Origin of the sequence: Gordonia heveisoli, from assembly GCF_030315745.1 — a bacterium.
Classification (GTDB): domain Bacteria; phylum Actinomycetota; class Actinomycetes; order Mycobacteriales; family Mycobacteriaceae; genus Gordonia.
Genome location: NZ_JASXSH010000005.1, coordinates 171,134 through 182,641 on the forward strand (window position 1 = coordinate 171,134; position 11,508 = coordinate 182,641).

The 11,508-nt window shown below is 67.4% G+C and carries 15 protein-coding genes; 7 read left to right on the forward strand and 8 right to left on the reverse strand.

The annotated features are described in order from the left end of the window. Positions 1–89: 89 nt before the first annotated feature. Positions 90–305: a DUF7455 domain-containing protein gene (locus QSJ18_RS06475; protein ID WP_286325475.1), complete on the reverse strand. Its 216-nt coding sequence runs from the start codon at positions 303–305 to the stop codon at positions 90–92. Between the two features lie 183 nt (positions 306–488). On the opposite strand from QSJ18_RS06475, the gene QSJ18_RS06480 reads away from it, so the two are divergent. Next, on the forward strand, positions 489–866 hold the full coding sequence (locus QSJ18_RS06480; protein WP_286325476.1) for a DUF952 domain-containing protein: 378 nt from the start codon (positions 489–491) through the stop codon (positions 864–866). A gap of 78 nt (positions 867–944) precedes the next feature. Here QSJ18_RS06480 and QSJ18_RS06485 read toward each other — a convergent pair whose 3' ends face one another. Beyond that, positions 945–2,522: an RNA polymerase sigma factor gene (locus QSJ18_RS06485; RefSeq protein WP_286325477.1), complete on the reverse strand. Its 1,578-nt coding sequence runs from the start codon at positions 2,520–2,522 to the stop codon at positions 945–947. Positions 2,523–2,588: 66 nt separating this feature from the next. Continuing rightward, on the reverse strand, positions 2,589–3,377 hold the full coding sequence (gene ppgK / locus QSJ18_RS06490; RefSeq protein WP_286325478.1) for a polyphosphate--glucose phosphotransferase: 789 nt from the start codon (positions 3,375–3,377) through the stop codon (positions 2,589–2,591). A 138-nt stretch (positions 3,378–3,515) separates the two neighbouring features. On the opposite strand from ppgK, the gene QSJ18_RS06495 reads away from it, so the two are divergent. Further along, positions 3,516–4,376: an inositol monophosphatase family protein gene (locus QSJ18_RS06495; RefSeq protein WP_286325479.1), complete on the forward strand. Its 861-nt coding sequence runs from the start codon at positions 3,516–3,518 to the stop codon at positions 4,374–4,376. A 19-nt stretch (positions 4,377–4,395) separates the two neighbouring features. Here QSJ18_RS06495 and cei read toward each other — a convergent pair whose 3' ends face one another. Next, positions 4,396–5,100, reverse strand: coding sequence for an envelope integrity protein Cei (cei, locus tag QSJ18_RS06500; RefSeq protein ID WP_286325480.1), 705 nt, complete (start codon positions 5,098–5,100; stop codon positions 4,396–4,398). Between the two features lie 381 nt (positions 5,101–5,481). Here cei and QSJ18_RS06505 point away from each other — a divergent pair, with 381 nt between their 5' ends. After that, positions 5,482–5,781, forward strand: coding sequence for a DUF4193 domain-containing protein (locus QSJ18_RS06505; RefSeq protein ID WP_286325481.1), 300 nt, complete (start codon positions 5,482–5,484; stop codon positions 5,779–5,781). Between the two features lie 95 nt (positions 5,782–5,876). On the opposite strand, the gene QSJ18_RS06510 is transcribed toward QSJ18_RS06505, so the two are convergent. Then, positions 5,877–6,401, reverse strand: coding sequence for a DUF3093 domain-containing protein (locus tag QSJ18_RS06510; protein ID WP_286325482.1), 525 nt, complete (start codon positions 6,399–6,401; stop codon positions 5,877–5,879). A gap of 22 nt (positions 6,402–6,423) precedes the next feature. Between QSJ18_RS06510 and dut the strand changes: the two genes are divergently transcribed. Both dut and QSJ18_RS06520 read left to right on the forward strand, forming a co-directional pair. After that, positions 6,424–6,927, forward strand: a complete 504-nt coding sequence (dut, locus tag QSJ18_RS06515; protein WP_286325483.1) for a dUTP diphosphatase — start codon at positions 6,424–6,426, stop codon at positions 6,925–6,927. 107 nt (positions 6,928–7,034) lie between these two features. After that, positions 7,035–7,937, forward strand: coding sequence for a DUF3710 domain-containing protein (locus QSJ18_RS06520; protein ID WP_286325484.1), 903 nt, complete (start codon positions 7,035–7,037; stop codon positions 7,935–7,937). Between the two features lie 97 nt (positions 7,938–8,034). Here the strand turns inward: QSJ18_RS06520 and QSJ18_RS06525 are convergent, their stop codons facing one another. Further along, positions 8,035–8,778 (reverse strand): major capsid protein, encoded by a 744-nt coding sequence (locus QSJ18_RS06525; protein WP_286325485.1) that lies wholly within the window; start codon positions 8,776–8,778, stop codon positions 8,035–8,037. A 138-nt stretch (positions 8,779–8,916) separates the two neighbouring features. Here QSJ18_RS06525 and QSJ18_RS06530 point away from each other — a divergent pair, with 138 nt between their 5' ends. After that, entirely contained in the window at positions 8,917–9,291 is a 375-nt protein-coding gene (locus QSJ18_RS06530; RefSeq protein WP_286325486.1) for an OB-fold nucleic acid binding domain-containing protein, read from the forward strand. After that, positions 9,275–9,961, forward strand: a complete 687-nt coding sequence (locus QSJ18_RS06535) for a DUF3159 domain-containing protein (protein ID WP_286325487.1) — start codon at positions 9,275–9,277, stop codon at positions 9,959–9,961. Before QSJ18_RS06530 ends, QSJ18_RS06535 begins: the two co-directional genes overlap by 17 nt. On the opposite strand, the gene QSJ18_RS06540 is transcribed toward QSJ18_RS06535, so the two are convergent. Together QSJ18_RS06540 and QSJ18_RS06545 are read right to left on the reverse strand one after the other, a co-directional pair. Further along, positions 9,955–10,644 (reverse strand): potassium channel family protein, encoded by a 690-nt coding sequence (locus tag QSJ18_RS06540; protein WP_286325488.1) that lies wholly within the window; start codon positions 10,642–10,644, stop codon positions 9,955–9,957. The genes QSJ18_RS06535 and QSJ18_RS06540 overlap by 7 nt on opposite strands. 39 nt (positions 10,645–10,683) lie before the next feature. Then, positions 10,684–11,346 carry a potassium channel family protein gene (locus tag QSJ18_RS06545; protein WP_286325489.1) on the reverse strand — a complete coding sequence of 221 codons (663 nt, stop codon included), beginning with the start codon at positions 11,344–11,346 and terminating at the stop codon, positions 10,684–10,686. Between the last annotated feature and the right edge of the window lie 162 nt (positions 11,347–11,508).

Sequence of the window (11,508 nt, forward strand, 5' to 3'; positions counted from 1 at the left end):
CGTCGCCTGCACTGTAGAAGTAGGCAGATATAAGGAGGCCCGGCCGATCAGTTCGGCCGGGCCTCCTCGGTAGACAACGTCGGGCGGGATTACACCAGTTCGCCTGCGGACTCCACGACGGTCGCGCTGAGCTCGACCAGCCGGGCCTCGTGCTCGTTGAAGTGATGACGGCAGAAGAGCAGCTCGCCGCCCTTGGGGAGGAGAGCACGCACCTTCGCAGCCGCGCCGCAACGATCGCAGCGGTCGGCGGCGGTCAAGGGCATGGAGATCGGGGCCGTGGTGGCAGTAGTTGCAATATCGGTCATGATTCCTCCGTCCCGGTCCGATATCCGTAGTGGACACCGTTCCTTCGCTGAGCCGGCACATCCGGGCGATGTGACACCTTCACCATGTCAGACGTTCGGGCCCTTCGTATTGTTCCGCCCTTGGTATCGGTGTGTCGTCACTCACCGTTAACACAGGTCGCCGCCGCGGGGCAGAATCGTCAGATGCACGGCGACGACCAGAGCGATGATCAGAGCGACGAGCGGTATCTGCTGCATGTATGCGGCGAGCGGGAATGGGCGACGACAGGGGAGACCTACACCCCCGAATCCCTCGGTGGCGTCGGCTTCATCCATCTGTCCGCACCGCGCCAGGTACACCTGCCGGCCAATCGGCTCTACGCCGGACGCACCGATCTGATCCTGCTCATCATCGACACGAGACGTGTGTCCGACGAGATCCGGTGGGAGCCGGGAGTTCCGGGCGACCCCGCGGCGATGCGTTTCCCGCACCTGTACGGGCCGCTGCCGAGGTCGGCCGTCGTCGGGGTCCGTCGATACCGCACCGACGGCGACGGACTCTTCGCGCCCGTCACGCTCTGATCGGTCCCGACCGCCAGACGAGACGCGCCCCGGAGACCGAGGAACGGTCGCCGGGGCGCGGATGAACTCAGCTCGCGACTAATCGAGGTAGTCGCGCAGCACCTGGGAGCGCGACGGATGGCGCAGCTTCGACATCGTCTTCGATTCGATCTGACGGATCCGTTCCCGGGTCACGCCGTAGACCTGACCGATCTCATCTAGGGTGCGCGGCTGCCCATCGGTCAGACCGAAGCGCAATCGGACCACGCCGGCCTCGCGCTCGGACAGGGTCTCCAGCACCGACTGCAGCTGATCCTGCAGCAGCGTGAAGCTCACCGCGTCGACCGCGACGACCGCCTCGGAATCCTCGATGAAGTCGCCGAGCTGGCTGTCGCCCTCGTCACCGATGGTCTGGTCGAGCGAGATCGGTTCACGCGCGTACTGCTGGATCTCCAGCACCTTCTCCGGCGTGATGTCCATCTCCTTGGCGAGCTCTTCCGGAGTGGGCTCGCGGCCCAGGTCCTGCAGGAGTTCACGCTGGATACGACCGAGCTTGTTGATCACCTCGACCATGTGCACCGGGATACGGATGGTGCGGGCTTGGTCTGCCATCGCGCGGGTGATCGCCTGACGGATCCACCACGTCGCGTAGGTCGAGAACTTGTAGCCCTTGGTGTAGTCGAACTTCTCCACCGCGCGGATCAGACCGAGGTTGCCCTCCTGGATGAGGTCCAGGAACGCCATACCGCGGCCGGTGTAGCGCTTGGCCAGCGAGACCACCAGGCGGAGGTTGGCCTCCAGCAGGTGGTTCTTGGCGCGATTGCCGTCCCGGGAGATCCAGTTGAGGTCGCGTTTGGCGGCGGTGCTGATCTTCTCGCCGGACTCCATCATCCGACGCAGACGCTCGGTGGCGAACAGGCCGGCCTCGATGCGCTTGGCGAGTTCGACCTCCTCCTCCGCGTTCAGCAGGGCGACCTTGCCGATCTGCTTGAGGTAGGCGCGGACCGAGTCGGCCGACGCGGTCAGCTCCGCATCCTTGCGGGCCTGCCGCAGTGCCTCGGACTCCTCCTCGTCCCAGACGAAATCGCCTGCGGACTTCTCGCCGTCCTTGGCGTCGGATTTGGCGTCGGCCTTCTTGGCGGGCGCGGCGGTCTTCGCGGTGGGCTTGGCGTCCGCCTCGTCGGCCTCGTCCTCGTCGTCATCCTCGTCATCGTCGTCGGACGAGGTGTCGTCCTCGTCGTCGTCATCGACGTCGAGATCGTCGATCTTCACATCGTCGAGTTCGGCGTCGGGGCCGTCGATGTCGTCGATCGAGTCGGGGCCGTCGTCGGGCTCGGTATCGGGATCGTCGACACCGGCCTTGGCGGTGGCCTTCTTGGCCGCTTTCTTCGCCGGAGCCTTCTTGGCAGCCTTCTTGGCCACCTTTTTGGCGGGGGCCTTTTTGGCGGCCTTCTTGGCGGTTCGTTTGGCAGGAGCCTTGTCGCTCGAACTGCCGGCTGACCCTGCGGTCGTCTCGTCGACCTCGGTGTCTTCCTGACGGGTCTGGGTGGCTGCCACGTACAACCTTTCGGAACAGACTTCTTCAACTGCACACCCTTGCCGGGCGCACGTCACGGCGGCACGGGCCACCGCGGATGAGGGCTTGGTTTGTCGGCGATGTGCACCGATGAGGACCATTGTAACGACATCACCTGCGTCGAACTACCAAAGCCCAGTTCACCGGCTCTCGGACCGGTCGCCGGGTCAGGTTCGCAGCCCCTGCGACACCGCCATCGCGGCGCCGACGATACCGGCCGTGTTCGCGAGTTTCGCGGGGACGACCGGCGTGGAGTTGGTCAGCAGTGGAATCCATTTGTCGGCCTTGCGGCTGATACCGCCGCCGGCGATGAACAGCGTCGGCCAGAACAGCGCCTCGTAGGTGCTCAGTACCTCGGACACCTTCTCGGTCCATTTGGCGTACGACCAGCCCTTGTCCTCCTTCACGCGGGAGGCGGCGATGTGCTCGGCTTCTTTCTTGCCGACGTGTAGGTGGCCGAGCTCGGTATTCGGTACGAGCGTGCCGTTGATCAGGATCGCCGATCCGATGCCGGTGCCGAACGTCAGCATCATGACGACCCCGTCGACATCCTTGCCCGCCCCGTGTGCGTCTTCGGCCATGCCTGCGGCGTCGGCGTCGTTGAGCACCGACACCGGCACGCCACCGAGCCGCGAGCCGAACAACTCGTCGACGGCGGTGCCGATCCAGCTCTTGTCGATGTTGGCGGCGGTGCGCATGACGCCGCCGGTGACGACACCGGGCAGGGTGATGCCGACCGGGCCGGTCCAGTCGAAGTGGGCCACGACCTCGGCGACCCCACCCGCGACCGCCTCGGGGGTGGCCGGCTGTGGGGTGAGGACCTTGAATCGCTCACCCACGAGGACACCAGTGTCGAGGTCGACGACGCCGCCCTTGATGCCTGAGCCACCGACATCGACACCGAAGCCGAGATTGGTTGGGGTGGTCGCGGTCTCGGTTTCGGCTGACACGGTCATGGTGGTCCTCTCCGACGCGATTGCTGCTGCTGCGCGTCCAGGCTATCGGCGCGTCGCGGGTTACGTGTGGTGTGTGGGAATTGCCGTGTCGGGTCCGCGGCTGTCGAAGGTCGATGTCCGATTGTGTTGAATGGAGTCGTGAATCCGACACCGAGTCCCGAAACCCTGGCCGAGATCGCGCGCGCGGTTGCCGAGGAGGCCGCCGCACATGTGCGCCGTCGCCGGCCGGAATTGTTCGAGGTGTCCGGGACCCGGTCGGCCGACGACGTGGTGTCGACGAAGTCGACCGAGACCGATCCGGTGACGGTCGCCGACACCGAGACCGAAACCCTGATCCGCGACCTGCTGCACCGTGCGCGTCCCGACGACGAGGTACTCGGTGAGGAGGCCGGCGGCTCGGTCCGGGTGCCCAGCGGCGTGCGTTGGGTCGTCGATCCGATCGACGGCACGGTGAACTTCATGTACGGCGTGCCCGCCTATGCGGTGTCGGTCGCCGCGCAGGTCGACGGCGAGTCGGTGGCGGGGGCGGTCGTCGATGTGGCCCGGGAACTGACCTACAGCGCCGCGCTCGGCGGCGGGTCCTATGTCGCCGACCGGGAGGGCAACCGGCATCGGTTGTCCTGCAACCAGATCGACCGGGCGGAGCTGGCGCTGGTGGCCACCGGATTCGCCTACGACGCACCGCGACGGGCTGCGCAGGGCAGGATCGTGGCCGGTCTGCTGCCACAGATCCGCGACATCCGGCGCATCGGTGCGGCCGCGCTCGATCTGTGCATGGTGGCCACCGGTGCGGTCGACGCTCACTACGAGCACGGCCTGAGTCCGTGGGACTGGGCAGCTGGTGCGCTGATCGCGGCCGAGGCGGGTGCGGTGGTGCGTACGCCACCGCCGGATTCGCGTGCGTCGGAGGGCTATCTGACGATGGCCAGTGCGCCGGGCGTGGCGACCGAATTGGTCGCTCTCATCGACGAACTGGGCGGACTCGACCCGCTCGGCTGATCCGCCGCCCGCTCACCGGTCAGCAGCTCGACGAGTGGACCGCGCTGAGGAGGCTGGGATCGACGCCGGTGTCGGGGTTCTTCGGGTTGGCGGCCTTCAGCGCCTCCAGGGCGGCCTTGGAGTCCTGCGACCAGTCCGGACCCTTGTAGTACGTGCCCAGGGCGACGTCGACCGAGGTGTCGCGACGGTTGTCGGTGACCAGTTCGGCGCACGGGAAGGCGACCCACAGTGCGGCTGCGCCGGATTTGCCCGCCGCGCCGAAGCGGATCTGTGCGACGCAGTTCAGGTCGTGGTTGGGATAGATCGGGTCGTCGCCGTACGGGTTGTCGGCGGCGGGGGTGAAACCCTGCCGGGTCAGGTCGTCGGAGACCGAGCGGGCGGCACCGCGTTCGTTGGAGGCGTTGAGGACCCGGATCTGGAAGGTCGACAGCGCCGCCGGGATCACCTCGAGCATCTCGGCGCGCGGCGCGACGGTTTGTGTGGCGGCCGGGGTGGCCGGCGGTGTGTTCGGCCCGGCGGTGGTCGACGAGGCGGTGGCCGGGGTCGGCTGATTGCAGTCGGTCGGTGCGGCCTCGGTGGTGTCGTCGGATAGTGCGACCGACCACACCACGACACCGACCAGTGCCAACACCACCATGGCGATGATGGCCGGCAGGTGGCGGCGACGCCGGTAGGGTTGACCGTTCTCATCGGTCGGATATCCGGTCGTGATCTGCGATACCACCGTGGACTCCGCTCCTTCTCCGACGTGCGACTGCGCCCACTGTAGAGGGTGTGTAAAGCCGACGGCGGCAGGGCTCGCCAGAGCGGACTGTCGGCGAGGACACGCCCGACACGGCGCCGGTGAACTCATGGTTGACCCGGCGGTCTCGGTGCACTATTCTTCGGGCGCCCGCTCTCCTCAGCCCTGAGGGAGGGAATCGGCGAAAAGTGATCAAGATCACAGGAGTCGACTGGGTATCGGGAAACGAATTGCATTGGTCGCGACGTTGTAGTGACCCCGCAGTGATGTCGATCCCGGCGGGGCTGCGCATAAGGAAGGGCTGTCCGGCCACAAGCCGGCAGCCGGGAGCGCTTGTGAGACTCTCGACAAGTAAGGCACACGATGGCTACTGATTACGACGCCCCACGACGTACCGAGACCGAAGATCTCAACGAGGATTCCCTCGAGGAGCTGAAGGCCCGGCGCAGTGAGGCGCAATCCTCGGCGGTGGATGTCGACGAGGGTGACACTGCCGAGTCCTTCGAACTCCCCGGTGCGGATTTGTCCGGCGAGGAGCTCTCGGTGCGGGTGGTGCCGAAGCAGGCAGACGAATTCACCTGCAGCAGCTGCTTTCTCGTCTACCACCGCAGCCGGTTGGACCACGAGAACGGCTCGGAGATGATCTGCGTCGACTGCGCCTGAACGGCGGGTCACGCCGGTCGAAACCGGAAACTGCAAGACAGGACGAACCCCGCGGGGCGCGTCCTGTCTTGCTTTGTCTTATTCCCTCTCGGGCGCTACCCGGTGGCAGGCGGTTGCGCCGCGGCGTCCTCGACGCCCAGCGCGGCCAGCAACTGCGCCGGACGGCGGGTGGAGACCAGCCAGTAGGGCGTCGGATCGTCGGGGTCGTCGAGAACGATGAGCACCATCGTCTTCACCCAGGCACGATGAACGAGGTAGGCGGCCGGATCGAGCTGACGGCCGAGTGCGGCGCTCTTCGCGGTCGCCGGGACACTCGCGGCACGCGCGATGACCGACCGGGGCAGGCGGGCCCGGTCGGCGTGCAGCAGACGATCGTGGTCGACGCGGATGCGGGTACGACTCATCGATAGCAGCACGGCGACGCACAGGACCGCGGTCCCCGCATAGCCGAGCAGTCCCCACGGCGAGTTGTGTGCGGAGAGTTCGATCTCGTGGCCGACGACACCGGTCACCACGGCTGCCGCCAGCCACCACCACCAGGGCACATAGAGCCGTTCGTCGAAGAGTGGGCCATCGGCTGCCGAATCGTGCGACTTCTCTGGTGAATCTGGTGCGGGCACGCGATCAGCGTAGTCTGCCTGCGTGACCGTTGATCCGTCCCCTCTCGCACCGTCCGGAATCGCACCCATCCGCGTGCGCCGACTCGATCCGGAACTACCGCTGCCGACCCGAGCGCACCCCGGCGACGCGGGCGTCGACCTGTACTCGACCATCGATCTGGAACTGCCCGCCGGCCGACGGCAATTGGTGCCCACCGGTATTGCGATCGCGCTGCCGATCGGCACCGTCGGGCTGATCCATCCGCGGTCCGGTCTGGCCGCGCGCGCCGGACTGTCCATCGTGAACACTCCGGGCACCATCGACGCCGGCTATCGCGGTGAGATCAAGGTCTGTCTGATCAACCTCGATCCCGAGCAGCCGATCGTCATAGCGCGGGGCGACCGCATCGCCCAGTTGCTGGTGCAGCGGGTGGAGCTGCCCGATTTCGTGGAGGTCGCCGAACTCGACGACACCAGTCGCGGTGCGGGCGGCTACGGCTCCAGCGGAGGGCATGCGGCGCTGGGGGAGACCGCCGCGCCGCGATGAGCGGACGGGTGGTGGTGTCGTCGCGTCCGATCGGTGCGCCGGTCGTCTACGCTGGCCTTCCATGGCGCATGTGGGGATGTTGCCGCGAGACGAGGAGCTTGTGACTGATGGCACGTGAGGGTGGCGGCGAATTGCGGATCGGCGAGGCCGGTGGACCGTATGACTTCGAAGCCCTGGCGACCGACGCCGCGGATCTGGAGAACTCTCACCTCGACCTCGGTTCGGTGCTCGTGCCCGTCGTCGAGGGTGGCCAGGTCACCGTGGAGATGTCGGCCGATCACCAGCTGCAGGCCGTCTACCTCGTGACCCCGGTTGGCCGGATCACGGTCAGTGCCTTCGCCGCTCCCAAATCGCCCGGACTGTGGCGTGAGGTGGTGCGTGAACTCGCGACCTCGCTGCGCGACGACGGTGCTGCCACGAGCATCGAGGACGGACACTGGGGTCGTGAGGTCGTCGCCGTGCTGGACGGCAACACCCATCGCTTCATCGGCGTCGACGGTCCGCGCTGGATGGTGCGTCTCGCTGCCGGCGGCCCGTCCGAGTTGTCCAACGAGATGGCCCAGCTCGCGCGTGCGGTGCTGGCCGAGACGGTCGTGCGTCGCGGCACCGAGCCGTTCCCGCCGCGGGAACCGCTGCCGATCGTGTTGCCGCCCGTGCTCGCCGAACAGGTGAACGCGGCCCAGCAGCAGATGATGGCCGAACTCGACGACACCCAGGGCGGTGGGCCGGGGGCGACGATCCCCGAGGCCACGTCCGACGCACGGTCCGTCGATGCACCGACCGCCGACGATGTTGCGCCGTCTGCCGAGGAGAACGCAGCGGCCGGCGGTTCGGTACCCGGTGGTGCGAAGGATCAGGTCGCCCAGGCCACGGTGTGGAACCCGCAGGCCGAGGCCGTAGGCGCCGAAGCGGTCGTCGAGGAAGCCGACGACGAGGACGAGGTCCCGCCGTCGGAAGGATCGGCGATGCAGCGATTCCGTCGCTTCGGACGTCGGCGCACCGACTCCTAGCGGTTTCCCCTCGGGGGCGCCCGACGCCCCTGTTGTACCTGAGGTGCGCGGAGCACACGGCCGCAAGCGGGCCGTGGGGGTGGCACCCGCATTCGGCTCAATGCGCTATCTCGGTCAGCCGACTCCACTCGCGGGCACACGAGTCACCGAGTAGGGCCGGGCGAGCACCCCATTGCGCGAGCGTGACCTCGACCAGCGCCGACCGTGGGGCCGCCGCGGCCCATGCCCGGCCGATCTCGATCGGGTGGATCGGGTCGTCGACCGCCGCGGTCACCACCAGCGGAACGTCGAGCATGGCGATGTCGCCGGGTGTCGGGGAATAGAAGTCGGCGGCCTGACGCAGCTGCGGAACGAGCCCCGGGTGCAGCGCGCGCCAGGATCGGTCGAGTTCCTGCGCCAGCCACGGGGGACTGGTGCGGTGCAGGTCGGCGATCGCCGCGTCCAGCCCGTCACGTTCGATGCCGTCGGCGGTGATGCGCGCGCTGGCGGTCGCGATCGCGTGCTCGGGCGACCCGCTCCAGGCGGGCAGCGCCGCCCACACGCCCGCACAGCCCCCATCGTCGTTGCCGAGCGCCCACCGGACCGCGATCGCGGCACCGATCGACACACCCCCGACGATGATCCGGCCGTGGGTGGCTACGGCCCGGTCCAGGACCCGCAGATGCCCGTCGACCAGATCCGACGACGGTTCGGAACCGATCAGTTCCACACCCAGCGCGGCGGCCGCCGGGCCGAACGCGCGAGCCGCGTAGTCGGCGTCGGAGCCGGTTCCGGGAATGGCCACGAGTGCGGTCGGCGCGGCCTGTCGTACCCGGTCAGCCACGTCGATCGGTCCGGTCATCGGTACTGGGCATGTTTCGATCATGCCCGACGTTGGACGGAGTGGATGACCAGGTCTAGGCTGACCCCGATGCGGCCGGGTCATCGTCCAGATGGCGATGATCCAGTGACCTGCGAACCCGACAACCAGGAGGTTGTGATGCCCACAGCCGGATATCTCAAGCGGCTCACGCGTCGCCTCACCGAAGACCTCGGTGACGCCGACGCGGAGAAGATCGCCGAGGAATCGCGAGCCACGGGTGCCCAGCACGCATCCGAGTGTTCGCGGGGTGACGAGGTCACCATGCACGGCGAACTCCGCGCGGTCGAGACCTGCTCGCGCACCGCGAAGGCCGGTGTCAAGGCCGAGTTCTTCGACGGCACCGACGTGGTACTGCTCAAATGGCTGGGTCGCAACCGAATTCCGGGTATTGAACCCGGCCGCAAACTCACGGTTCGCGGACGCCTCGCCGAATACAACGGCGGCAAGGTGATCTACAACCCGTTCTACGAATTGCATGGCGTCGAGGACTGACGACGACGGTCCCGCCGAACCCGAAACGCCCGCACCGTCGTTGCTGGAGCAGATGGGTGGGGTCTCGGGCCTGATCTATTCGACCATCCCGGTGTTGGTCTTCGTGCCCGCCAACACCGCATTCGGGCTGCGCGCGGCGATCGTCGCGGCGCTTGCGGCGGCTGCGGTGATCTTCGCCATCCGGCTCGCACGACGCGAGCGGCTCGCCCCCGCCATCTCCGGACTCCTGGGGGTGGCGATCTGTGTGTTCATCGCCAACCGGGTGGGGGATGCCAAGGGCTACTTCCTCTTCGGGATCTGGACCACGCTCGTCTATGCGGTGGTGTTCGTGATCTCCATCGTGGTGCGCTGGCCGCTGGTCGGGGTCGCGTGGAATCTCGTCAACGGCGACGGCATGGGCTGGCGCAGACATCGTCGGACCCTGCTCGCCTACGACCTGGCCACCGCGTTGTGGGCGGCCGTCTTCGGTGCGCGCTATCTCGCCCAGTCACGTCTGTACGACGAGGGCGAAACCGGCTGGCTCGCCGTCACACGCATCGCGATGGGGTGGCCGCTGACGGCACTGGCGATTCTGGGCACGATCCTGCTGGTGCGCCGAGCCACCCGCGAGGAACACGACGTGGAACAGGTGGCCGACGGTGCCGACGAGGCCGAGGACCGCGGTCAGTAGCCGCCGACCGGATTCTTGCTGCTCTCCGGGATACCCATCGCCGCGCGCAGTGCCGGTTCGGCCTCGACCGGGGCGATGAAGACGAGTTCGTCTCCGCCCTCGATCGGGTCGTCGGATTGGGGCACGATCACCCGGCCGCCGCGCAGGATGGTCACCAGTGCAGCATCGCGGGGCAGGTCCAGTTTGCGGACCGGCTTACCGGCCAGGGGCGTGTTGGGTGGGAGTGTCAGTTCGACGAGATTCGCCTGACCCTGACGGAATGTCATCAGCCGCACCAGATCTCCCACCGACACCGCCTCCTCGACCAGGGAGGCCAGCATGCGCGGGGTGGATACGGCGACGTCGACTCCCCAGTCCTCGCCGAACAGCCACTCGTTGCGTGGGTCGTTGACGCGGGCGACGACCCGGTTGACCGCGAATTCGGTTTTGGCGAGCAGGCTCACCACCAGATTGGCTTTGTCGTCGCCGGTCGCGGCGATCATCACATCGAAGGTCTGCAACTGCGCCTGTTCCAGGTTGGACAGTTCACAGGCGTCGGCGAGGATCCAGGTCGCCGCCGGGACGGCGTCGGGGTCCATGTTGTCGGTCTTGCGTTCGAAAAGGGTGACCTCATGGGAGCTGGAGAGCAACTCGCGGGCGATCGAGCGGCCGACGGCACCGGCCCCGGCGATGGCGACTTTCACTGTGCACTCCTGATCGTTGCGGCGTGGTTCACCGGGACCTCACTCATGCTCGAGGGGCGCGGCCGCCAGGGCCCGGGCATTGGGCAGGTTGTCGAGCAGGCTCGCGGCGAAGACCACGTCGTCCTGCTGCAATACGGTGCGGACGTCAGGTAGCACCGGATGCCCGACCCGGTTGAGGAAGGCGATCCGCGCACCGGTCAGTTCCTGGAATTTGCCGACGGTGGTGCCGATCCACGATTCGTGGATCTCCAACTGTGCGACCGCCAGCGAACCGGACGGGTCACGCCACTCGGTGGTCGTCGACGTCTCGCCCAGCGCGGAAACGAATCGTTCGGTGGTCCACGGCACGGTTGCGACCGTCGGGATGCCGAGCCGCTCGTACACCTCCGCGCGTTTGGCGTCGTAGATGCGGGCGACGACCCGCTCGACCCCGAAGGTCTCCCTGGCGACCCGGGCCGCGATGATGTTGGAGTTGTCGCCGGAGGACACCGCGGCGAAGGCGTCGGCCGTCTCGATACCCGACTTGATCAAGACATCCCGGTCGAATCCGACACCGGCGATGGTCTGACCGGTGAACTCCGGTGCCAATCGGGAGAACGCCGAGCGATCGCGGTCGATGATCGCGATGTCGTGGCCGCGCTTCTGCATCGCCATTGCGAGTGAGGAGCCGACCCGGCCGCACCCCATGATCACTACCCGCACGTCGTTCCTTCCGTACGTCCACACTGCCGGCACCGGTGCCGGCACATCGGTTTCGGCACCCGTGTCGGGTGCCCAATGGTCATCGTCGATCGGTGTTGAACCTACCCGCCGCGACACGTTTGCGACGCACGACCCGGCGGGTCGTCATACCGGTGTCCGGCC

Bases quoted from the DNA above. Each gene is read 5' to 3' on its own strand.
- QSJ18_RS06475 (WP_286325475.1), bottom strand. From the start codon at position 305: ATGACCGATATTGCAACTACTGCCACCACGGCCCCGATCTCCATGCCC.
- QSJ18_RS06480 (WP_286325476.1), top strand. From the start codon at position 489: ATGCACGGCGACGACCAGAGCGATGATCAGAGCGACGAGCGGTATCTG.
- QSJ18_RS06485 (WP_286325477.1), bottom strand. From the start codon at position 2,522: ATGGTCCTCATCGGTGCACATCGCCGACAAACCAAGCCCTCATCCGCG.
- ppgK (WP_286325478.1), bottom strand. From the start codon at position 3,377: ATGACCGTGTCAGCCGAAACCGAGACCGCGACCACCCCAACCAATCTC.
- QSJ18_RS06505 (WP_286325481.1), top strand. From the start codon at position 5,482: ATGGCTACTGATTACGACGCCCCACGACGTACCGAGACCGAAGATCTC.
- QSJ18_RS06520 (WP_286325484.1), top strand. From the start codon at position 7,035: ATGGCACGTGAGGGTGGCGGCGAATTGCGGATCGGCGAGGCCGGTGGA.
- QSJ18_RS06525 (WP_286325485.1), bottom strand. From the start codon at position 8,778: ATGACCGGACCGATCGACGTGGCTGACCGGGTACGACAGGCCGCGCCG.
- QSJ18_RS06530 (WP_286325486.1), top strand. From the start codon at position 8,917: ATGCCCACAGCCGGATATCTCAAGCGGCTCACGCGTCGCCTCACCGAA.
- QSJ18_RS06535 (WP_286325487.1), top strand. From the start codon at position 9,275: ATGGCGTCGAGGACTGACGACGACGGTCCCGCCGAACCCGAAACGCCC.